Source organism: Blastococcus carthaginiensis (assembly GCF_030731085.1).
Taxonomy (GTDB): domain Bacteria; phylum Actinomycetota; class Actinomycetes; order Mycobacteriales; family Geodermatophilaceae; genus Blastococcus; species Blastococcus carthaginiensis.
Genome location: NZ_JASNFN010000013.1, coordinates 142,065 through 163,679, shown reverse-complemented (window position 1 = coordinate 163,679; position 21,615 = coordinate 142,065). Strand labels below are relative to the sequence as shown.

Genomic DNA, 21,615 nt, shown 5'->3' with positions numbered 1-21,615 from the left:
GCCCGCCGGGCCGCCGAGTGCGGCGGCCCGGCGGGGAGTGCTCAGGCGGTCTCGCGCCGCCGCTGGGACCACATCTGCGTGGCCCGCTCGAAGTGCAGGGCGGCCTCCCAGCCGATCCCGGGCGGGCCGGCCTCGGTGCGGAACGACCGGGCGGCCTCGCGGGCGAGCTCCGGGTCCTGGGCGGCACGACCGGCGAGCTCCATCGCCAGGTCCTCGACCTGCTCGTCGGGCACCGCCTTCCACGCCAGCCCGATCTCGGCGGCGCGGACGCCGTCGATCTGCTCGCTGAACAGCCCCATCGCGGCGGTGGCCTCGCGGCCCGCCGTCCGGGAGCTGATGGTGAAGTAGCCACCGCCCGGGTGCAGCCCGATGCGCAGGAAGCCGGCGAGCAGCCGCGCGCTCTCGGAGACGACGCGCAGGTCCGTGGCCAGGGCCAGGTTGAGCCCGGCGCCCACGGCCGCGCCGCGGACGGCGGCGATCGTCGGCACCTGCAGCACGCCCACCCGGCGGAACGCCTCGTAGACGGCGCCCAGCTCCTTGTAGGTCTTGTCCTCGGCCTGGTCGGAGCCGGCCGTCCAGCGGCGGCGGTCGGCACCCGAGCAGAACATGCCGTCCTTGCCGCGCACGACCGCGGCGCCGATGGCGGGGTCGCGGTCCACCTCGTCGCACAGCTCTGACAGCTGCATGCCCATCTCGGGCGTCAGGCCGTTCTTCACCTCGACGTTGTCGACGGTGAGGACGGCGACGCCGCCCTGCTTCTCCAGGTGTACCTGTCCCACGCGGGGGTCCTGCCTCTCTGTTGAGTGGTGCTACTCGCCGAGCGGGGCGCGGTGGCCGGTGGTGCGCACCAGCACGTCGACGGCGGTCGCCCCGCCGCCCTGCGCCCCGACGATCAGGGGGTTGACCTCGAACTCGGCCAGCTTGTCACCCCCGGCGACGGCGGCCTGCGACAACCGCACCACCGCGTCGACGGCGGCGGCGACGTCGGCCGGCGGCGCACCGCGGAAGCCGGCGAGCAGCGGCCAGGCGCGCAGGCCGCGCAGCATCGACCAGGCGCGTTCCGGGGTCACCGGCGCGAGGCCGCTGACGATGTCGCGGTAGAGCTCGGTGGTGATCCCGCCCAGGCCGACGGTGACGACCGGGGGGAAGCCGTCGCGGCCGGCGGTCGCGGCGAGGATCAGCTCGGTGCCGGGCGGGATGAGCTCCTGCACCTGCACGCCCTCGACGCCGGGTACGTGGTGCCGGCGGGCCGCCTCGACCAGCTCGGTGAAGACGGCGGCGGCCTCCTGGGCGGGCACGCCGACCCGCACGCCGCCGACCTCGCTCTTGTGCGCCAGGTCGCCGGCGGCCAGCTTGAGCACCCCCGGCCCGGGCAGCGCGGCGACGGCCTCGCGGGCCGCCTCCGGCGTGGTGACCAGCGTGGCGGAAGGCTGCGCGATGCCGATGGCGCGGAGCAGCTCGGGCCCGTCGACGACGTCGGCGTCCAGCAGTTCCCGGATCCGGGCGGCCGGCACCTCGGGGGCGGGCGGCAGCGCGGGCGCCGCCCCCCGGTGCGCCGGTGGCGCCATGCGGGCCGCGGCGCGAGCGACGTCCCCGACCGAGCCGAAGACCGGGATGCCCGCGTCGCGGAACACCCGCCGCCCCTCGGTGGTCAGCTCCTGGCCGGCGATCCAGCCGACCAGCAGCGGCACCGGCAGCTTGGCGGCCGTGAGCACCAGGTCCTCGGCCAGCCGGGCGCCGGCGTCGCCGACCACCATCGTCACGAAGACCGCGATCGCGTCCACCGACGGATCGTCGGCGACGATCCGGCAGACGTCGCCGAAGGCGTGCGCCCCCCGGTTGAACAGCTGGGCGGTGACGTCGACCGGGTTGGCCAGCGCGCCGAACGCCGGGATCAGCGGGCGCAGCCGGTCCTGGGTGCCGGCGGAGAGCTCGGGCATCTCCAGGCCGAGGTCCTCGCACTGGTCGGCCGCGAGGCTGCCGGCGCCGCCCGAGGTGGTGACGACGGCGACCCGCCGCCCCTCCGACCGCTTGCCGGTGGAGAGCAGCGCCGCCACCGACAGCAGCTCGTCGATGTCGTGGACGAGCACCACGCCGTGCTCCTCGGAGGTGAGCACGAAGGCGACGTCGTCCCCGAGCATGGAACCGGTGTGGCTGGCCACCGCGCGGCGCCCGGCGCTGGAGCGGCCCGACCGCAGCACCACCAGGTGCCGGCCCGTCTCGCGCGCCCGGCGGGCGAGCGCGGCGTAGGCCTGCCCGTCGTCGGTGGCCTCCACGTAGAGCATCAGGACCCGGATCGCCGGATCCTCCAGGAGCTCCCGGGAGACCTCCAGCAGGTCGAGGTCGGCCTGGTTGCCGGTGCTCGCCCAGAACGACAGGCCCAGCCCCATGTCGGTGGCGAGGTCGAGCACCGAGCCGCCGACCGCCCCGCTCTGCCCGACGTAGGCGACGCCGCTGTCGGAGGTGAGCGGCCGATCGGCCGCCGCGGTGAAGGTGGCCACCACGCCGGTCGGCGCGTAGAGGAAGCCCTGGCAGTTGGGTCCCAGCACCCGGACGCCGGTCTCCCGCGCCACCTCCGCCAGCCGCTGCTGCAGCGCCAGCCCCTCCGGACCCACCTCGGCGAAGCCGGAGGCGTAGACGACGGCGGCCGAGGCGCCGACCGCGGCCGCCTGCCGGATCGCGTCCTCCACCCGGTCGGCGGCGACGAGCACGAGCACCAGGTCGACCGGCCCCGGGACGTCGGCCAGCGTCGGGTAGCACTTCTGCCCGACCAGCTCCTCGTAGTTCGGGTTCACCGGGTACAGCGCGCCGGTGTACCCGTGCTCGACCAGGTAGCGCAGCGGCCGGGACATGAGGTTCTCGGTACGCCCGGAGATGCCCAGCAGCGCGATCCCGCGCGGCCGCAGCAGGGCGCCGAACCCACCGGGGCGGGCGTCGGTCGGCGATCCGGTCAACGGGATCCGCCTTTCGGGCGGGCGACGGGGTGGGCGCGACCAGCTAAGTTGACACCGACGTCAGTGTCAACCGTGCCCTGAGCGTTCCGGGAAGGAGGCCCCTGGTGCAGCTCCCCGATCCCGCCGACGGGCCGAGCGCGGCCCCGGCCGGCCGCGCCGCAGCCGTCCCCGCCCTCACCGCCACCGCGGCCGCGGACACCCCCGCCGCAGCCGCGGACGCCCCTGCCGCCGCCCCGGCGGCACCGGCCACCGAGCGCGGCCGCGCCATGCGCGTCCGGCTGCTCGCCGCCGCCCGGCAGGTCTTCGAGCGGGACGGTTTCCTCGACGCGCGCGTCACCGACATCTCCGCCGCGGCCGGTGTCGCGCACGGCAGCTTCTACACCTACTTCCGGTCCAAGACCGACGTGTTCCGGGCCCTGGTCGCGGCCACCATGGACGACCTCTACGCCTCCCTCGGCAGCGGCGCGGAGGCCGACCGCGGCGCCCGCGACCGCCCGGCGGACCCCATCGCCGCCATCGAGCGGGCCAACCGCCGGTTCGTCGCGATGTACCGGGAGAACACCGCCCTCATGGCGCTGTTCGAGCAGGTCACCACCTTCGACCCCGAGGTGCGCGCGGTGCGGCAGGCGGCCCGCGAGCGGATGGTCGGCCGGGTCCGGCACAGCATCGAGCGGTACCAGGCCGACGGCGTCGTCGCCGCCGACCTGGACGCGGAGTACAGCGCCCACGCGCTCGTCGCGATGGTGAACGGCCTGGTGCACTACTGGCTGGTGCTCGGCGGCGACTTCGAGCAGGAGCGCCTGGTGGAGACGCTGACCCGGCTGTGGGCGCAGTCCCTGGGGCTCCCCGCCCACCGGTGAGCGCCCGGCTCAGCCGGCGGCGGGTTCGGCAGCCCGGGTGAGCTCGGGTGGGGAACCACATCAAGCCCCGGACCCCGGGCGACCCCGAGTCCTGCGGTGTTCTCCACGCTCGCGCGGTCCCTGCGCGCAGGAAGGGCACGTTCAGCCGCTCCATCGGACGTTGCGCCGCGTGCAGACGCGGCTCGACGTCCGGCGGCCCGGCTCAACCCCGGGCGGGGACTTCTCCACCCGGCTCAACCCCGGGCGGGGACTCGCCCCCCGGCAGTCGGCCTGCTGCCGACCTCAGCCGGCGATGCGGGTGGCCAGCGTGCCGATGCCCTCGATGGTCACCGCGATGTCGTCCCCGCGTTGCAGCGACCCGACCCCGGCCGGCGTGCCGGTCAGCACCACGTCGCCGGGCAGCAGCGTCATCGCCTGGCTCACCCAGGAGATGCACTCGGCGACGTCGCGCAGCATGTCCGCGGTCGTCCCGTCCTGGCGGAGCTCCCCGTTGACGGTGGACCGCAGCGCGAGCGCGGAGGGGTCGACGTCGGTCTCCACCCACGGGCCCAGCGGGCAGGCACCGTCGAAGCCCTTGCCGCGGGTCCACTGGCCCTCGCGCTTCTGGACGTCGCGCATCGTGAGGTCGTTGGCCACGGTGTAGCCGAACACCACGGCGGCGACGTCCCCGGCCGCGACCGCCTTGCAGGGCCGGCCGATGACGACCGCGAGCTCGCCCTCGTAGTGCAGGTCGGAGGTGAGCGCCGGGTACTCGACCTCGGCATCCGGGCCGACGACCGAGGTGGACGGCTTGAGGAAGACGATCGGGATCTCGGGCACCTCGTTGCCGAGCTCCTTGGCGTGCTCGGCGTAGTTCCGCCCGAACGCGACGACCTTGCTCGGCTCCACCGGCGCGAGCAGTTGCGCCTCCGCCAGCCGCAGCTGCTCCCCGGTGCGGCGGAGGCCGTCGTAGGGCAGCCCCTCGAGGGCGTGGAGCACGGCGTCGTCGCCGTCGCCCTCGACGACGGCGTAGGCGGGCGCACCGCCGCTGGTGGCCTGGTAGCGGGCGATGCGCATCAGATGGCCTTGACCAGGCCGCCGTCGACGAGCAGGTTCTGCCCGGTCAGGTAGGTGTTCGCGCCGGAGACGAGGAACGCCGCTACCCGGCCGAACTCGTCGGCCTCCCCGTAGCGGCCCAGCGGGATGGCCTTCTCCGACTGCGCCCGCACCTCCTCGACCGACAGGCCGGTCTTCTCCGCCCGGTTGGCGTCCAGGGAGGCCACCCGGTCGGTCGCGATGCGGCCGGGGCCGACGGTGTTGACCAGCACGCCCTCGCCCGCGAATTCGATGGCCAGCGACTTGGCCAGGCCGACGACGGCGACCCGGTAGGTGTTGGACAGCAGCAGGTTCTCGATCGGCTGCTTGATCGACGACGACGTGACGACGGCGATGCGGCCCCAGCTCTGCTCGCGCATGTGCGGCAGCACGCCGCGGATCAGCCGCACCGTGCTCATGAGGTTCAGGTCGTGCGCCAGGTACCACTTCGCGTCGTCGACCGCGTCGAACCCGCCGGGCGGGGGGCCGCCGGCATTGGCGACGAGCACGTCCACGCCCCCGAGGCGGCTCCGCGTCTCCCCCAGCAGCCGCTCGACGTCGGCGGGGTCGGCGACGTCGGCCGGGCAGTGCTCGACCTGCGCCCCGGTGGCCTCGGCGATCTCGGCCGCCGTCTTCGCGAGCTGCTCCGCGCCGCGGCTGGAGATCATCACCTTCGCGCCCTCGGCGGCCAGCTGGGTGGCGGTCGCCCGCCCCAGCCCCTTGCTGGCCGCGGTCACGAGCGCGGTCCTACCGGTCAGCTGCAGGTCCATCGGTCACTCCACGGGGTTCGAGAGGTCACGGAAGCCGGCGATCGAGCAACCGGCGGTGTCGCCGGGCCGGATGTGCACGGCACCGGGGGTGCCGGTCGAGATGACGTCGCCGGGCAGCAGGGTCATGACCCGCGAGTGGAAGGCCACCAGCCACCACGGCCGGAACGTCATGTTGGAGACGACGTTGCGCCGGTGCACCTCGCCGTTGTGGATCGTCGCGACCTCGAGTGCGTCGACGTCGGGCACCTCGTCGACGGTGACCAGCTCCGGACCGAAGCTGAAGAACGTGTCGAAGCTCTTCGACCGGGTCAGGTACCGCGGGTTCTTCTCGAGGATGTCCTCGGCGGTCATGTCCACGATCGTGGTGAACCCGGCGACGACGCCCGGCGCGTCGGCCTCGTCGACGTCCTTGCACGCCCGGCCGATGACGACGCCGAGCTCGCCCTCGGCCGTGGTCCGCTGCGACTGCGGCGGGATCCGGATCGCGTCGCCCGGGCCGATGATCGCGGTGTCGGGCTTGAGGAAGCTCGCCGGCTCGGTCGACGGCGCCAACTCCTTCAGGTCGGCCGCGTGCTCGACGTAGTTCAGCCCGATCCCCCAGATCTTGCGGGGCCGCCGGTAGAGCGGCGCGTAGGCGAGCCGGTCCTGCGGGATGGCCAGCTCGTCGAGCACCCCGGCCGGGGCGCCGCCGACCCACTCCCGCAGCGGCTCGACCTGCCCCTGCTCCAGCAGCTCCTGCACCGTGCCCGGCCAGGTGGTGCCCAGGGCCTCGTTCACGGCGGTCAGCAGCACGGCGCCGGAGGGCCGGACCAGCGCCGCCGGTTCGGCGCCGTCGATCCGCAGGGAGGTCAGTCGCACAGGGGGATCCCGTCTCTCGGGGGCCGCCGGTCAGAGACCGACGGCCGCGATCAGGTCGTCGAGCTCGGCGAGGGTGACGTCGTCGACCGGCGGGGCCGGGAAGCGGGCGTGCGGCGAGCTGATCGCCCCGCGCCGGGCGAACACCTGCTTGCGGATGGTCACCCCGCCGACGCCCAGCTGGGCCTCGTAGCGGATGAGCGGCAGGTGCCGGAAGAAGTACTGCTGGGCCCCCATGCGGTCGCCGGCCACGAACTTCTCGTAGGTGCCCACCAGCACCTGCGGGAAGCCGAACCCGGTCATGATCCCGTCGGCGCCGCGCAGCAGCTCCTCGTACAGGTACACCCCGCCGAGGCCGCCGAAGATGCCCACCGGCGAGGTGACCGCCTTCCGCACCGCGGTGATCTTCGGCAGCGTCGGCGTCTCCTCGAGCTTGAGGTACCGGCACCCCTCGATCTCCTCGAGCAGCCGCACGAGGAAGGGCGCCGGCATGGTGACCCCGGTGTTCACCGGCTCGTCCTGCACGACCACCGGCACCGAGACCGCCTCGGCCACCCGGCGGAAGTGCTCGAAGACCAGGTCGAGGTTCTTCGTGTTCTCCGGCGGCGCGAGCATGACCGCCGCGGCGCCGGCGTCCTCGGCCCGGCGCGCGTAGTCCAGCGCCATGTGCGTCGCGCGCGCCGACACCCCGGCCACGACCGGCACCCGCCCGGCGGTCGTCCCGACGTAGCGCCGGAGCACCCGCTCCCGCTCCTCGTCGAGCAGCTTGGCGGCCTCGCCCATGATGCCGAGGATCGTCAGGCCGTGGGCCCCGGCGCCGAGGTAGTCCTCGACCAGGGTGTCGATGCTCCCCTCGTCGACCGCACCGTCCTCGGTGAACGGGGTGAGGGTGATGGGCAGGACCCCCCGCAGCGAGGTCACCGCCGAGCACCCTGTGCGAATGTGTCCTGCGACGGGCTGCGACACTCGGTGATCGACATCACAAGGTCACCGTAACGGTTCCTCGGGCGATGCTCAGGGCGGGTCCCACGGGTGGGCCCAGATCGGAGGATCCATGTCTTCGGCTCGCGTCGCCGTCGTCGGCGGCGGCATCATCGGGACGGCGGTGGCGCGGCGGCTGCTCCAGCTGCGGCCCGACGCGCAGGTGACCCTCCTGGAGAAGGAGGACCGCCTCGCGGCCCACCAGACCGGGCGCAACAGCGGCGTCGTGCACGCGGGCCTCTACTACGAGCCCGGCTCCCTCAAGGCGGTCCTCTGCCGCCGCGGCGTGGCACTGCTCAAGGAGTTCTGCGCCGAGCACGACCTGGGCTACGACGAGATCGGCAAGGTGCTCGTCGCCCTCGACGACGCCGAGGAGCACCGGCTCGGGGCCATCGCCGAGCGGGCCCGCGCCAACGGGGTCCCCGGCATCCGCATCATCGGCCGGGGCGAGCTGGCCGAGCTCGAGCCCCACGTCACCGGCGTCGGCGCCCTGCACTCCCCCAGCACGGCGATCGTCGACTACGCGGGCATCACGCGGCAGCTCGCCGCCGACGCTGAGGCCCGCGGGGCCACCATCCGCACCGGCTTCCCCGTCACCGACCTGCGGCACACCACGGGTGGGCCCGGCGAGGAGGTCGTCGTCCGCGGAGGCAGCGGCGAAGAGGTCGTGGTCGACCAGGTCGTCCTCTGCGCCGGGCTGCAGGTCGACCGGCTCGCGCAGCTGGCCGGCGACGTGGGGGCCCCGCGCATCGTCCCCTTCCGCGGGGAGTACTTCGCGCTCGTCCCCGGCAAGCGGGAGCTGGTCAACGGCCTCGTGTACCCGGTGCCCGACCCGCGGTACCCGTTCCTCGGGGTGCACCTGACCCCGCGGTTCGACGGCGAGGTGCTGGTCGGCCCGAACGCCGTCCTGGCGCTGGCGCGTGAGGGCTACCGCCGTCGCGACGTCGACCTCCGGGAGCTGGCCGAGACCGCCCGCTACGCCGGGTTCCGCCGGTTCGCCCGGCAGCACTGGCGCACCGGCGTCGCGGAGATGTACGGCTCGCTGAGCAAGCGCGCCTTCACCCGGGCCGCCCAGCGCTACGTGCCCGACCTGACCGTCGCCGACCTGCTGCCGGCCGACGCGGGGATCCGCGCCCAGGCCCTCGAGACCGACGGCAGCCTCGTCGACGACTTCCGCATCACCCGCACCGGCGCGGTCGTCGCCGTGCGCAACGCGCCCTCCCCGGCCGCCACGTCGTCCCTGGCCATCGCCGAGCACATCGTCGACGACCTGCTCGACCGCCGCCCCGACGCGTGAGCGCGGCACGGTGGGCCTGACCGCCGTGCGCGGGCGGCGGAGGGACCGCGGCCCGGCGAGCTCGCGCGCGGCCGCGGTCGCCGCGGTGACCGTCACGACGGTCGGGGTGCTGCCGATCTACATGGTCGGCGTGCTGTGGGTGCAGATCCGCGAGGAGCTCGACTTCGGGCCCTCGCTCCTGGGCGTCCTGGTCGCCTGCTTCTTCCTCGTCTCGGCGGTCTCCGCCCTCACCGCCGGCGCCGTGGTGCGCCGCTTCGGCACCTCGCCGGTGGTCCGGCTCTCCGCCCTCGTGGGCGGCCTGTCGATGCTCGCCGTCGCCCTGGCCGCGCAGCACACCGCCGTGCTGGTCGGCGCGCTGCTGGTCGCAGGCTGGGGCAACGGCATCGGCCAGCCGGCGAGCAACGACCTGATCGCCCGGGCGGTGACCCCGGGCCGCCACGGCCTCGCCTACGGCACCAAGCAGGCGGCGATCCCGCTGTCGACCATGCTCGCCGGCGTCGCCGTCCCGCTCGTCGCCATCCCGCTGGGCTGGCGCACCGCCTTCGTGATCGGCAGCGTGCTCGCCCTGCTCGTCCTGCTCGGCGTCCCCGGGGGCGCCCGGCTGCCGGCCCGCGACGCCGCCCAGACCTCGGAGGCGGCGGGCCCGTTCCACCGGGCGGCGCTGGTCGTGCTCGCCGCCGGGCTCATGCTCGGCGCGGCCACCGGCAACGCCCTCGGGTCCTTCTTCGTCGCCACCGCCGTCGACTCGGGCATCGCGCCCGCGACCGCCGGGGTGCTCGCCGCGGTGGCCAGCGGCGTGGGTGCGGCCGCGCGGGTGGCGTTCGGCTGGCTGGCCGACCGGGTGCGCACCCGGTGGCTGCTGGTCGTCGCCGCGCAGATGTCGATCGGCGGCCTCGCCTACGCCCTGCTGGGCACCGGCGTCGAGGTCCTGGTGGCCGCCGGCGCGGTGATCGGCTACTGCACCGGCTGGGCCTGGGCGGGGCTCTCCACCTACTCGGTGGCCCGCATGCACCCGGGCATGGCCGCCCGGGCCACCTCGATCACGCAGGGCGGGATGGGGGCCGGGGCGGCGCTCGGGCCCTTGGCGTTCGGCGTCGTCGTCGCCTCGAGCTCCTACGCGGTCGCCTGGTACGCCACCGCCGCCCTGTCGGCGGTGGCGGGCGCGGTGGTCGTGCAGGGCCGGCGGATGCTGATGCACGACCGGCCGGAGCTGGTGGCGGCCCAGCGGCTGCGCCGGCAGGCCCGTCACGGCTGACCGGGATCAGCCCGGCGGTTCGGCGGGCAGCCGCGCCAGGACGTCGAGGGCCTCGGCCAGCGACGCCGGTACCGACCCGGGTTCGTGCCCGGCCGCCGCCAGCCCCCGCGCGGTCAGCTCGTGGCGCGCCAGCAGCCCGCCGGACAGCAACGGCGGCACCCCGGTCCCGGCGACGGTGTCGCGGGCCATCCGCACCTCGACCTGCCGCCGCCCGGCGTGCCCGACGTGCGTGGTCACCAGCATCGTGGCGAAGTCGCGGGTCGGGTAGCGGTCCAGCGTCTCCTCGACCATGGCGATCAGCGGCTCGACGACGCCCAGCTCCCGCGCGGCCAGCAGCGCCTCCACCCAGAGCCCCTCCATGCCCTTGACGACGACGCTGCGCAGCATCTTCAGCGCCGCGGCGGCCCCGACCTCGCTGCCGACGACGGCGGCCTGCAGCCCCACCCCGCGCAGCAGCTCCGCCGCCCGGGCCGCCTCCGCGCCGGCGAGCGAGATGGGGATGGCCGCGCCGTCGAGCCGGATGCCCCCGCCGGTCATCACGCCGTCGACCACGCGGTGGCCGCCGAGGGCGTCGGCCACGGCGCGCTTGTCACCCGGCGCGGTGGAGTTGAGGTCGACGTAGAGGACGTCGTCCCGGGCGCGGACGGCGCACTCCACCGCCACCGCGACCGCGGTTCCCGGCGTGACCAGGGAGAGCACGACGTCCCGGTCGGCCAGGGCCGCCAGGTCCTCGGCCGCTCCGGCACCCGTGGCCTCGATCGCCGCGCGCACCGCCGGGCCCCGGGCGGGGTCCAGCAGGACGCGGTCGTGCACCAGCAGGTCCGCACCCGCGGCGGCGACGGCCCCGCCGATGACCCGGCCGGCCTCGCCGAACCCGATCAGCCCCCAGCGCGGGCTCACCGCGCGCTCCCCTCGCCGGCGGGGGTCTCGGCCAGCGCCGCGGTGACCCAGGAGCGGTCCAGGGTGCCGGCGGCGATCTGCCGGAACATCTCCTCCTCGGCGGCCAGCCGCTCCTCCCCGGCCGCCACCACCTCCGCGGCCCGCTCGTGCGGCACCACCACGACGCCGTCGGCGTCCCCCACGATCAGGTCGCCGTCGTGCACCACCGCGCCACCGGCCTGCACCGTGCCGCGCAGCTCCCCCGGGCCGTCCTTGTACGGCCCGAGGTGGTTGATGCCCCGGGCGAAGACCGGCACCGGCCCCTCGCCCAGGCCTTCGCGGTCGCGGACGGCGCCGTCCACGACCAGCGCGGCCAGACCCCGGGCGGCGGCGTAGCGCGCCATGATCTCGCCCAGCACGGCCCGGTCCAGGGCGCCGCCGCCGTCGACGACGAGCACGTCGCCCGGCCCGGCGAGGTCCAGGGCGCGGTGGACCACCAGGTTGTCCCCGGGCCGGGTGCGCACGGTGAACGCCGGCCCGGCGACGCGCGGCCAGGCGGCACCCGGCACCCAGTGCAGGCCCGTCGCACCCTGGGCGCGCTCCATGCTGTCGGACAGGATGCTGGTCGGCAGCGCGCGGGCCCGGGCGAGCAGCGCGGGATCGGGCCGGGGGCCCGGCGGGTGCAGCCGGCAGGTGCTCATCGGGGTGCTCCTCTCGTGGTGCGCCGCGGCGCCGGACGGGGTCCGGGCCGGGTGCGCCGATCAGGTCGGGGAGTGCAGGTCGGGCACGGCTCCCGGCCGCCACGGGTGCCGCAGCGACGTCACCGGCAGGCCGCGGGAGCGGCGGACGGTGCGGCGGGCCGAGCGCACCGTCAGCGCCGCAGCCAGGCTCAGCACCGCCGCGGTGGACCACGCCGCGCGGTAGGAGAAGGCCTGCGCCACCACGCCGAACAGCAGCGGCCCGCCGGCCGCACCGAGGGAGAGGCCGGTCTGCACGAAGCCGGTCACCGACGCCGCCGCCGTCCGGTTGTCGCGGATCACCGCGAAGTGGAACAGCCCCGTCCAGGCCCAGCCGAGCAGGTAGGCCCCGAACGACCCGGCCACGAACAGCGGCGCGGCACCGGTGGCCAGCAGCAGGTAGGCGACCGCCCCGCCGGCCAGGAGGTTGGCGATGAAGAGGTAGCGGCTGCGGTCGGGGTACCGGTCGGCGAGCCACCCGAACCACACCCGGGCACCGAGGCCGACCACGGAGCAGGCCGCGAACAGCAGGCCCGCGGCGCCCGGGCGCAGACCGGCGGCGACGGCGGAGTCGACCAGGAACACCCCGGTGGAGGTCGCCGCCGCCGCCCCGAGGAACCCGCCGACGGTGAGCACGACCAGCCCCCGGCGCGGGATCCCCTTGTCCGGCCCCCGGTCCGCGGCCGCGGGGGCCCGGGACCGGGCGTCCCGGCCGGTGAGGACGGCCCACAGCAGCAGCCCCAGCGCCAGGCCGATCGCGGCGAGCACCGCCCACCGCCAGCCCAGCACCAGGGCGATCCCCGGCACGGCCAGCCCCCCGAGCAGCGTCGCCGCGGGGATCGAGGACTGCTTGATGCCGAAGGCCAGCCCCAGCCGCGCCTCGGTGACCAGCTCGGAGATGCCGAGGTTGGCCGAGGGCTGGGCGACGGCGTTGCCGAGGCCGCCGACCGCCAGCCCGACCATCAGCCAGGCCGCCGACTGGGCGAGCGCGATCACGCTCAGCGAGGCGATGGACAGCAGCGCCGCCAGCGCGGTGCCCCGCCGGGAGCCCAGCCGCTGCACCAGCCGGCCACCCGGCCGGGCGAGGGACCCGGAGACGGCGAAGAGCGTGGCGGCGGCGAGGCCGAAGACGCCGAGGCCCACCCCCAGGTCCGCCCGGATCTGCACCGCGAGCGCGCCGACGAGGAAGGCCGGCAGCACGCCGAGCACCGAGACCGAGACGCCCTGCACCACGGCGCGGCCGGAGGCGACCGGGCCGGCGGCGGGGGCGGCAGTCCCCTCAGCCACGGGCGGCGGCCCCCAGCGGCCGGCCGAGCCGGTCGCCGAGGGCGACCAGCGCCGCGTGCGTCTCCCGGTCCAGCGGCACCCCGTCGGCCCGCCGGCGCGCGCGCTCGGCGGCGGCGCGCTGGCCGGGGGTGCGCACCGGCAGCTCCTCGTCGACGGGCAGGAGCCCCCGGAGCTCGGCGAGCATCCGCTGCATCTCGCCGCGCATGCGGGCGGCGTCCCCCAGCCGGGCCGGGTCGAGGACGACGACGAGGTGGCTGGTGCCCGGTGGCCGGGGCTCGGACCGGAACGTCAGGTTGCCGACCTGCGGGCCGAGGGGGCCGCCGGCGAGCACCCCGGTGAGCACCTCGACCAGGAGGCCCAGGCCGTACCCCTTGTGGCTGGAACGCTCGCGGTCGCTGCCCAGCGGGAGCAGCGCGCCCTTGCCCGGGAAGACCGCCGCGGGGTCGGTCGTCGGCTCGCCCTCGGCGGTCAGGCCCCAGCCGAGGGGCACGGGCAGCCCCTGCCGGAGCGCGATCTCGAACTTGCCGCCGGCCACCGCGGAGGTGGCCATGTCGAACACCATCGGCTCCTCGCCGGCCACCGGCACGCCCAGCGCCAGCGGGTTGGTGCCGAAGTACGGCCGCCCGGTCCCCGTCGGGGCGACGATGGGACCGGTGTTCGTGGCCACCAGCCCGACCAGGCCCTGCGTCGCGACGTCGTGCACGTAGGAGCCGCTCGCGCCGTGGTGGCTGCTGCGGCGCACGTTGACCCAGCCGACGCCGTACCGCCGCGCCCGCTCGACCGCCTCCTCCAGCGCCACGGTCGTGACCGGGTGGCCGAGCAGCCCCTGCCCGTCGACGAGGGCGACCGCCCCGCCGTCGGAGTGCACCACCGGGTCGCCGTCCGCGGCGATGGCCCCGTTGCCGATCATGGTCACGTACGCCGGCAGCCGGGCGATTCCGTGCGAGTCGATGCCCGAGAGGTCGGCGTAGCCCAGCACGTGCGCCACGTCCCGGGCGTGCGCCGGGCGCACGCCGACGGACTCCAGCACGTCGACCGTCCAGGACGCCAGTACCTCGGCCGGCACCCGCACGTCCGGCTCGGGCCGCACCTCCACCGGCCCGCGCGCGCCGCCGGGGGCCGTCGTGCCGAACGCGGCGAGCACGGCGTCGGCGACCTCGCCGGTGGAGGCCGGCGCGACGCCGGCCGGGGCGAGGTCGTAGGTCCAGGGGCCCTGCCGCAGCACGGTGTGCGTCGCCGCGCGCAGCCGGTCGCCCAGCGCCCGGGTCGCGTCGAAGTGCTGCAGCAGCGCGACCAGGGCGAGGAAGCCGCCGAGCGGGTCGACCTGGCGCAGGCCCGCCCGCCGCGGCGCCGAGCCGTGCGCCGGCTCGAACAGCCCCTGGCAGCGTCCCTGCGCCGGCGGGCCCGGGTGGATCGAGGCCGACCCGCAGAGCGCCGGCGAGCCGGCCCGCCCGGCGGCGAGATCGCTGAGGATGTCGCCGAGCAGCCCCTCGGTGACGATCACCGCGGGCACCTCGGCGCCCGACCCCAGCTCGAAGGCGGCGCGGTCGACGTAGCGGTGCTCGACGGGGACGCCGCGGCGGCCGGCGACGTCGGTGGCGACCTGCCGCCACAGGCGGCCGGTGGCGTAGAGGTTCGCCTTGTCCACCGACACCAGGCGGCCGGCCGCCGTGCCGCCACCCCGCTGCAGCAGCCGGTCGATGCCGAGCTCGACCACCTCGGTGATGCGCTCCGGGGTCAGCCGCAGCACGTCCGCGGCCTCGCCGCCGCCCGCCGAGTAGGTGCGGTCGGCCGGCCCGGTGCCGTAGGAGCCGCCGATGAGGTTGCGCACGACGGTGAGGTCGCCGTCCTCGCCGAGCGGGATGTCGCGCACCGAGAGGCGCAGGTCGTAGCGGGCCCGCAGCCGGTGCAGGGCGACCTCGGGCCGCGGGCAGACCTCGGGCGGGACGCCGGGGTCCTCCCCCACGGCGCCGAGCAGGATCGCGTCCGCGTCGTCGCAGGCGGCGAGCGTCTCCTCGGGGAGCACCTCGCCGGTGACGGCGGCGGCCCGCGCCCCGACCGGCCACGGCCCGGTGACCTCCACCAGGCCCTGCTCGGCCAGCCGCCGCAGCAGCCGGGTCGGCCCCTCCAGCACCTCCGCGCCGACACCGTCCCCCGGCAGCAGCGCGACCCGGATCACCGCCGCACCAGCCGTCGCCCGACCGTGGTCAGGATCAGCTCGGCGTCCGCCTCCCCCACCGACCGCTCGAGGCCGGCCAACCAGCCCGGCAGCGCCTGCTCCATGGTCGGGTGGTGCGCGTGCCCGAGGTCGCCGCCGAAGGCGAGCATGTCGTGGGGGTACACCTCGCCGAGCGTCGTCGACGGCGGGCCGTCGGTGGTCAGGATGTCGGGCAGGATGCCGAGCTCCAGCACCACGCCGAGCCGGGCGAGCTCCGGCGCCGCGTCGTCGTCCCACTCCAGGAACGGCATCCGCGGGTGGTTGAACAGCATCCGGGTCACCCCCGCCGCCTTCGCCGCCCGGAACAGCGCCAGGGTCTGCGCGCAGGTGAGGTGGCCCGAGGCCAGCACGAGGTCGTAGGCGGCGACGACGTCGAGCACGTCCTGCCACGCGGGCAGCAGCGCCCCCGCGTCGTCCACGACGTCGACCTGGCGGAACACCATGCCCCGGTGCACCGACCTGGCCGGGCTGGACGGCGAGTCGATGTGCGCCGGCGCCGACACCGTCGGCATCCACACCACCCGGCCCCCCAGCCGCGCCGCCACCTCGACCGCGTCCGGGTTGGCGCCCCCGACCGGCGAGTTGAGCACGATCCCGCCGTACACCTCGACGCCGGCCGCCTCGCCGCGCTGGGCGGCGAAGACCGCCCGCTCGACGGTCGAGCCCTCGTGCGCCTTGAGCACCGCCAGGTCGACGCCGACCGACCCGTGCGCGCCGACGACCTCGTGGTCGAAGCCGTGCCGCTCCACGAGGCTCGGCGCGCCGTGGACGTGCAGGTCGGCGACCCCGGAGATCACGACGCCCCCCGCAGGGTGCAACCGCCCACGTCAGCGCTCCCCGGGACGGTCGGTGCCCGGGCCGGTGGCGCCCGCCGTCGTCCCGGTCGGGGCCGCGGCGTCGTCGCCTGCTCCCCCACCGCGCCCGGGGACCATGCCCTTCACCGTGCCGGCGACGTCGTCCCCGGCTCTCCTGCGCATGACGAGGTGCACCACGGTGCCGAGCGCGCCGAACCCCAGGCCGATGGCGATCCACAGCGGCTCCATGACCAGCAGCGCCACGGCCGCACCCAGGAAGAGCAGCCGCTCGGGCCAGGCGGCCGGCCCGATGAGCCACTTGCCGGTGACCACCGCGAGCGCGCCGACCGCGAGCGACGCGGCGACGAAGGCGATGGCGACGGTCCCGGCACCGCCCTCGAACAGCAGCCCGATGCCGTTCTCCGAGAGCACGAAGATGAACGGCACGAGGAAGGCCGGCAACGTGTACTTCCAGGTGAGCCACATCGTGGGCACCGGTTTGCCGCCGGTGATCGCCGCGGCCGCGAAGGGCGACAGCGCCGTCGGCGGGGACACCTCGCTCAGCACGGCGTAGTAGAAGATGAACATCGCCGCGGCGAACGGCTCGACGCCGACCTGCTGCAGCGCCGGCGAGATGATCACGAACGAGATGATGAAGCTCGCCGTGACCGGCACGGCCAGGCCGAGCAGGATCACCACGACCGCCGAGAAGAGCGCGGTGAGCACGAGGCTGCCGCCGGCGAAGTCGACGATGATGCCGGCGAGCCGCAGCGCCAGACCGGTGAGGGTCATGACGCCGACGATGATGCCGGCGACGGCCATGACCGGGATGACCGAGAGGGCTCCGACCGCGCCCTGGCCGAGCGCGTGCCAGGTGCGCTTCGGCGTCATCCAGTGCTCGCGGTCCAGCCAGCTGAGCAGGAAGGCCAGCGCCGTGGCGTACACGACGGCGCGGAAGGGCGTGTAGCCCAGGGCCAGGAAGAAGACGATCGCGGCCAGCGAGCTGAAGTGGTACCCGAAGCGGAGGAGCAGCCGCCACGCCGACTTCTCCTCCACCTCGACCTGGTGCGTGCCGTGCCGGCGGGCGTCGAACTCGATCGCCAGCACGATGCCGAGGTAGTACAGGATCGTCGGGATCGTCGCCCAGATCAGCACCTCGAGGTAGGAGACGTTGAGCAGCTCGGCGATGATGAACGCCGCGGCGCCGAGGGTGGGCGGCGACATGATCGCACCGATGCCGGCGGCGGCGAGCACACCGCCACCCGCCTCCGACGCGTAGCCGGCCTTGCGCAGCAGCGGCCAGCCGAAGCCACCGAGGGTCACCGTCGTCGCCACGCCGGAGCCCGACACCGTGCCCAGCAGGAAGCCCGACAGCGTCACGGTGCGACCGGGCCCGGCCTTCGACTGGCCGAAGGCGGCGAACGACAGGTCGATGAAGAACTTCGTCGCGCCGGAGGCCGCGAGCACGGCCCCGTAGATGGTGAACAGGATGATGTAGGTCGCGGCGACGTCGAGCGGTACGCCGAAGATGCCCTGGGTGCCCATGACGTTGTGCCCGATGAGCCGCGTCCACTGGAAGTCCGCGGTGGTGAACGGGCTCGGCATGGAAGAACCGAAGTACGCCATGGCCAGGAACCCGAGCACCACGAGCGGGACGAGCAGCCCGACGGTGCGCCGGGCTGCTTCCAGGACCAGCAGGACGAGCAGGGTGCCGACGATGAGGTCGGTGTCGGTCGGGACGATCGCCCGGCGGAAGAAGCCCTGCCAGTCGTAGACCATGTAGAGGCCCGGCACCAGCGAGACCACGGCGAGGGCCCAGTCGAGGACGTTGGGGTGGTCGGCCTTGCCCTGCAGCTTGTCCTCGTCCGACCGGCCCCAGCCGCGGTAGGTCAGGAACGTCAGGAACAACCCGACGCTGAGGAACAGCGGGAGGTACACCTGCCGCGGCATGGGGTTGAACACCCAGTAGAGGGCGAAGAGGGCCAGCCCGACACCCACGACCGCGACGACGTGGCCGGGGATCCCGGTGAGGTGCCGGGCCGGCTTCTCGGCCTCGTACTCGGCGAGCAGCGCCTCCTCGTCGATCTCGTCGGGGTCCACCTCCCGCTCCCGGTCGAGGCTCTTGTCGATGGTGGAGGCGTCCTCGGTTCCGTCCCGCGCGCCCGGGCTGGCCGGTGGCGCCCCCGGGACGTCGCCCGCCCGGTCGTCGGCGACCCGGGTGGCGCCGCCGGTCGTCTCCGGCCCGGCCCGCCGGTGCGTGAGGCGTCGGAGATTCATCGGTTCTCCTCGATGTCGAGAATCACGGTCGGGTCGTCGGTGACGACGAGCTGCCAGATCGGTACCGGCTCGGCGCCGGGCACGTGGAGCGTCCGCTCGCCCAGGTCGGTGGCGGCGATGTTGAGCTCGTCGAACACCGCGGGCCGGGCCGGATCGGGTGGCACCACGTACGCCATCCGGTCGCCGGGCGGGGCCGGGCGGGGCGGGTCGGGCACGGCGTAGTACTCCTCGAGGACCGCGACCTGCTCCGCGGCGAGTTCGACGAGCTCGAACCTGCCGTCGGGGAGCACGCGGTAGCGCTCCTCGGCGAGGGTCCGGTAGATGCTGTTGCGGTAGCCGACGGCGAACGTGCTGCCGTCGAGCGGGACGCGGGCGACCACCGCGCCGTCCGGGGCGCGCACGGTGACCGCCCGCGCTCCCTCGCCCACCGCGACGGGCCCGCCCTCCGCCGTGGCGACCGCGACCGCGACCCCGGCCGCCGTTCCGGTGGCGAGCACCGCGACGACGGCGAGGAGGAGGTGACGTGCCACGAGCGGGCGTCGGGAGGGCCCGGGGCCGCCGGGGCCGGAGGTCGCTCCGGCACCCGGCAGCGCACGGGTCGGGCTGCCGGTCAGCCGACCGAGTCGAAGTAGGTCTGCGCGCCGGGGCAGGTCTCGATGAACCCGACCTCGTCGGCGGTCTCGGCGTTCAGCTCCTCGGCCGCCGGGTGCACGGTGAGCAGCTGCTCCTGGTTCTCGAAGATGGTGCGGGTGATGGCCTCCTGCAGGGCCTCGTCCATGTCGGTGCGCACCACGAGGATGTTCGGCGACACGACGTTCGACACCGCCTCCTCCTGGCCCTCGTAGGTCCCGGCCGGGATCTCCTCGGCGAAGTAGTAGTCGCCGTACTCCTCGGACAGCGGCTCGGCGTACTCACCGGTCGGGATCAGCACCAGGTCGTCGGTGCTCGCCAGGTCGACGATGGCACCCGTCGGCAGGCCGCCGGACCAGGCGCCGGCGTCCACCGTGCCGTCCTGGATCGCCGCCACCGTCTCGGCGACGCCCAGCTGGACGCGCTCGATGTCGGTCTGCGGGTCCAGGCCGGCGGCCTCCATGATCCGGTCCGCGGTGACCTCCGAGGCGGAGCCTACGGCGCCGGGCGAGACGCGCTTGCCCTGCAGGTCCTCGATGGAGGTGATGCCGGTGTCCGCCGTCGTGAAGAAGTGGACGAAGTTGTTGTACATGTTGCCCAGCGAGCAGATCTCCAGCGCCTCGCTGAAGGTGTTCTCACCGTTGGCGGCGTCGGAGACGACGTCGCCGAGCGCCAGCGCCAGCTGCGCCTGCTCGGTGTCGAGCAGCTGCATGTTGTCGACCGACGCGTTGGTCTCCTGGACCGTCACCGTGAGCCCCGGGATCTCGGAGCTCAGCACGTTGGCGATGCCACCGCCGTAGGGGAAGTACACGCCGCCGGTGCCGCCGGTGGCGAACGTCAGCTGTTCGTTGAACGACTGCGCGTCACCGTCGCCGCCGCTGGCCGTGTCGTCGGCCGAGTCGCCGCCGCAGGCCGTGAGCGCGAGCGTGGTGGCCACCCCCAGGGAGAGGAGGAGGCGCGACCGCGTGCCGGGGTGGGAGCCGGGAGTCGAGATCATCGTGGGCCTTCCTGTCGGTGCCGGCCCGGCGGCGGCCGGGGCACCGGATGCGGGCCCGCCCGCATGCCGGCCCACCCGCAGCCGGAGGGGGCGTCAGCAACATGCCGTTCATCAGATCACAGGAGTGAAGCAGCTCACATTCGGGACTGTCTACTGTTTACAGTGTCTCGGAACGATGACTTTTCCGAGCGTCGCGTGGAGGCCGGCCGATGTCCGACGCACTGCCCATCGCCGCCCTGCCCCTGCGCGAGCACGTGTACGAGCGCCTCCAGGAGCTGCTGATCAGCCGGTCCCTGGCGCCCGGCGACCACCTCGTCGAGGAGCGGCTGGCCGCGCAGCTCGGGGTCAGCCGCGGGCCGGTGCGCGAGGCGCTGCAGCGCCTGCACCGGGACGGCTGGATCACGCTGCGGCCCCGGTACGGCGCGTTCGTCAACAAGCCCACCCGGCAGCAGGTGCACGAGTTCTTCGAGGCCCGCCAGCTGGTCGAGCGCGAGGCGGCGCACCTGGCCGCCGTGCGTCGCACCCCCGAGGACGCCGCGGAGCTGCTGGAGATCTGCGACCGTGCGGACGCCGACTGGCGGCGCGGGGTGCCCTCCCAGGAGATGGCCGCGCACACGGCGCGCTTCCACCGCGCCGTCCTGGTGCACGCCCGCAACCACCTCCTGCTCCAGTTCGGCGAGCAGCTCTCCCTCCGCAGCCGCTGGTTCTTCGCCCCGCTGGTGTCCTCCATCGCGCCGCGCGCCTGGCACGAGCACCGCCAGGTGGCCGAGCTGATCGCCGCCGGCGAGGCCGCCCGCGCGGCCGAGGCGATGCACCGGCACGTCGCGCTGTCGCGGAACTCCTACCTGGAGATCCACCCCGACGGCGACGTGCACGAGACCGACCTGGTCCCGGTGCGGGGCACCGGGGCGCAGGCGACCGACCCCGGTCGGTGACGGTCGAGCCCTCCCACGGCAGTCCCCTCCCACGGAAGTAGGCCCCCATGGCAACCACCCCCGTCGTCCTCGTGACCGGCGCCTCCAGCGGCATCGGCCGCGCCTGCGTCGACGCCTTCCTCGCCCAGGGGGCCCGGGTGATCGCGGCGGCCCGGCGCACCGACCGGCTGGAGGACCTCCGGGCCGAGCACGGGGACGCCGTCCTGCCGGTGGCCCTCGACGTGCGCGACCGGGCGCAGGTCGACGAGGTGCTCGGCTCGCTGCCCGACGGCTGGCCGCCGATCGACGTCCTGGTGAACAACGCCGGGCTGGCCCGGGGGAAGACGCCGCTGCACGAGGACGACCCGGACGACTGGGACCAGATGCTCGACACCAACGTGCGCGGGCTGCTGAACGTCTCGGGCGCCGTGCTGCCCGGCATGGTCGAGCGCGGCTCGGGGCACGTGATCAACATCGGGTCGAACGCCGGGCGCGAGGTCTACCCGGGCGGCACCGTCTACTGCGCCACCAAGGCCGCGGTCGAGCGGATCACCCGGGGCATGCGCATGGACGTGCTCGGCAGCGGCGTCAAGATCAGCGAGGTCGACCCGGGCATGGTCGAGACCGAGTTCTCCGAGGTCCGCTTCCACGGCGACAAGGAGGCCGCCGCCGCGGTGTACGACGGCGTCACGCCGCTGGTGGCCGCCGACATCGCCAATGTGGTCACCTGGGTCGCCAACCAGCCGCCGCACGTGGTGATCGCCGACGTCCTGGTCTACCCGCTGGACCAGGCCGGCTCGGGCAAGATCGCCCGCCGCAAGTGAGCCCGCGCTGAG

Annotated in this window: 19 protein-coding genes; 5 read left to right on the top strand and 14 right to left on the bottom strand. The window is 75.0% G+C overall.

What is annotated here, in order from left to right:
* Positions 1-41 precede the first annotated feature (41 nt).
* Positions 42-779: an enoyl-CoA hydratase-related protein gene (locus tag QOZ88_RS13110; RefSeq protein WP_306000200.1), complete on the bottom strand. Its 738-nt coding sequence runs from the start codon at positions 777-779 to the stop codon at positions 42-44.
* Between the two features lie 30 nt (positions 780-809).
* Positions 810-2,954, bottom strand: a complete 2,145-nt coding sequence (locus QOZ88_RS13105; RefSeq protein WP_306000199.1) for an acetate--CoA ligase family protein — start codon at positions 2,952-2,954, stop codon at positions 810-812.
* Positions 2,955-3,058: 104 nt separating this feature from the next.
* Here QOZ88_RS13105 and QOZ88_RS13100 point away from each other — a divergent pair, with 104 nt between their 5' ends.
* Positions 3,059-3,814 carry a TetR/AcrR family transcriptional regulator gene (locus QOZ88_RS13100; RefSeq protein WP_306000198.1) on the top strand — a complete coding sequence of 252 codons (756 nt, stop codon included), beginning with the start codon at positions 3,059-3,061 and terminating at the stop codon, positions 3,812-3,814.
* A 282-nt stretch (positions 3,815-4,096) separates the two neighbouring features.
* Here QOZ88_RS13100 and QOZ88_RS13095 read toward each other — a convergent pair whose 3' ends face one another.
* The 4 genes from QOZ88_RS13095 to QOZ88_RS13080 are packed head-to-tail and all read right to left on the bottom strand — an operon-like array spanning position 4,097 to position 7,434.
* Positions 4,097-4,870: a fumarylacetoacetate hydrolase family protein gene (locus QOZ88_RS13095; protein ID WP_306000197.1), complete on the bottom strand. Its 774-nt coding sequence runs from the start codon at positions 4,868-4,870 to the stop codon at positions 4,097-4,099.
* Positions 4,870-5,658, bottom strand: a complete 789-nt coding sequence (locus QOZ88_RS13090; protein WP_306000196.1) for an SDR family oxidoreductase — start codon at positions 5,656-5,658, stop codon at positions 4,870-4,872. Before QOZ88_RS13090 ends, QOZ88_RS13095 begins: the two co-directional genes overlap by 1 nt.
* 3 nt (positions 5,659-5,661) lie before the next feature.
* Positions 5,662-6,516, bottom strand: a complete 855-nt coding sequence (locus QOZ88_RS13085) for a fumarylacetoacetate hydrolase family protein (RefSeq protein ID WP_306000195.1) — start codon at positions 6,514-6,516, stop codon at positions 5,662-5,664.
* A gap of 30 nt (positions 6,517-6,546) precedes the next feature.
* Positions 6,547-7,434, bottom strand: coding sequence for a dihydrodipicolinate synthase family protein (locus tag QOZ88_RS13080; protein WP_306000194.1), 888 nt, complete (start codon positions 7,432-7,434; stop codon positions 6,547-6,549).
* Positions 7,435-7,567: 133 nt separating this feature from the next.
* Between QOZ88_RS13080 and lhgO the strand changes: the two genes are divergently transcribed.
* Together lhgO and QOZ88_RS13070 are read left to right on the top strand one after the other, a co-directional pair.
* Positions 7,568-8,791 (top strand): L-2-hydroxyglutarate oxidase, encoded by a 1,224-nt coding sequence (gene lhgO / locus QOZ88_RS13075; protein ID WP_306000193.1) that lies wholly within the window; start codon positions 7,568-7,570, stop codon positions 8,789-8,791.
* Between the two features lie 85 nt (positions 8,792-8,876).
* On the top strand, positions 8,877-10,046 hold the full coding sequence (locus QOZ88_RS13070) for an MFS transporter (protein WP_306000192.1): 1,170 nt from the start codon (positions 8,877-8,879) through the stop codon (positions 10,044-10,046).
* 6 nt (positions 10,047-10,052) lie between these two features.
* Here QOZ88_RS13070 and QOZ88_RS13065 read toward each other — a convergent pair whose 3' ends face one another.
* From QOZ88_RS13065 to QOZ88_RS13030, 8 genes are all read right to left on the bottom strand, one after another.
* Complete coding sequence (locus QOZ88_RS13065) at positions 10,053-10,946, bottom strand: DUF1932 domain-containing protein (protein ID WP_306000191.1); 894 nt, start codon at positions 10,944-10,946, stop codon at positions 10,053-10,055.
* Complete coding sequence (locus tag QOZ88_RS13060) at positions 10,943-11,626, bottom strand: RraA family protein (RefSeq protein ID WP_306000190.1); 684 nt, start codon at positions 11,624-11,626, stop codon at positions 10,943-10,945. The genes QOZ88_RS13065 and QOZ88_RS13060 overlap by 4 nt, the downstream gene beginning before the upstream one ends.
* A 60-nt stretch (positions 11,627-11,686) precedes the next feature.
* Complete coding sequence (locus tag QOZ88_RS13055) at positions 11,687-12,949, bottom strand: MFS transporter (RefSeq protein WP_306000189.1); 1,263 nt, start codon at positions 12,947-12,949, stop codon at positions 11,687-11,689.
* The gene (locus tag QOZ88_RS13050; RefSeq protein WP_306000188.1) at positions 12,942-15,128 is read right to left on the bottom strand and encodes an Ldh family oxidoreductase; all 2,187 of its coding nucleotides are present in this window, start codon (positions 15,126-15,128) and stop codon (positions 12,942-12,944) included. Before QOZ88_RS13050 ends, QOZ88_RS13055 begins: the two co-directional genes overlap by 8 nt.
* The gene (locus tag QOZ88_RS13045; protein WP_306000187.1) at positions 15,125-15,964 is read right to left on the bottom strand and encodes a DUF6282 family protein; all 840 of its coding nucleotides are present in this window, start codon (positions 15,962-15,964) and stop codon (positions 15,125-15,127) included. Before QOZ88_RS13045 ends, QOZ88_RS13050 begins: the two co-directional genes overlap by 4 nt.
* Before the next feature lie 30 nt (positions 15,965-15,994).
* Positions 15,995-18,238, bottom strand: a complete 2,244-nt coding sequence (locus QOZ88_RS13040; protein WP_306000186.1) for a TRAP transporter permease — start codon at positions 18,236-18,238, stop codon at positions 15,995-15,997.
* Positions 18,235-18,768, bottom strand: coding sequence for a hypothetical protein (locus QOZ88_RS13035; protein WP_306000185.1), 534 nt, complete (start codon positions 18,766-18,768; stop codon positions 18,235-18,237). The genes QOZ88_RS13040 and QOZ88_RS13035 overlap by 4 nt, the downstream gene beginning before the upstream one ends.
* An 80-nt stretch (positions 18,769-18,848) precedes the next feature.
* Positions 18,849-19,865, bottom strand: coding sequence for a TAXI family TRAP transporter solute-binding subunit (locus QOZ88_RS13030; protein WP_306000184.1), 1,017 nt, complete (start codon positions 19,863-19,865; stop codon positions 18,849-18,851).
* A gap of 209 nt (positions 19,866-20,074) precedes the next feature.
* Between QOZ88_RS13030 and QOZ88_RS13025 the strand changes: the two genes are divergently transcribed.
* Entirely contained in the window at positions 20,075-20,800 is a 726-nt protein-coding gene (locus QOZ88_RS13025) for a GntR family transcriptional regulator (RefSeq protein WP_306000183.1), read from the top strand.
* Positions 20,801-20,847: 47 nt separating this feature from the next.
* Complete coding sequence (locus QOZ88_RS13020) at positions 20,848-21,603, top strand: SDR family NAD(P)-dependent oxidoreductase (RefSeq protein WP_306000182.1); 756 nt, start codon at positions 20,848-20,850, stop codon at positions 21,601-21,603.
* The last annotated feature ends 12 nt before the right edge of the window (positions 21,604-21,615 follow it).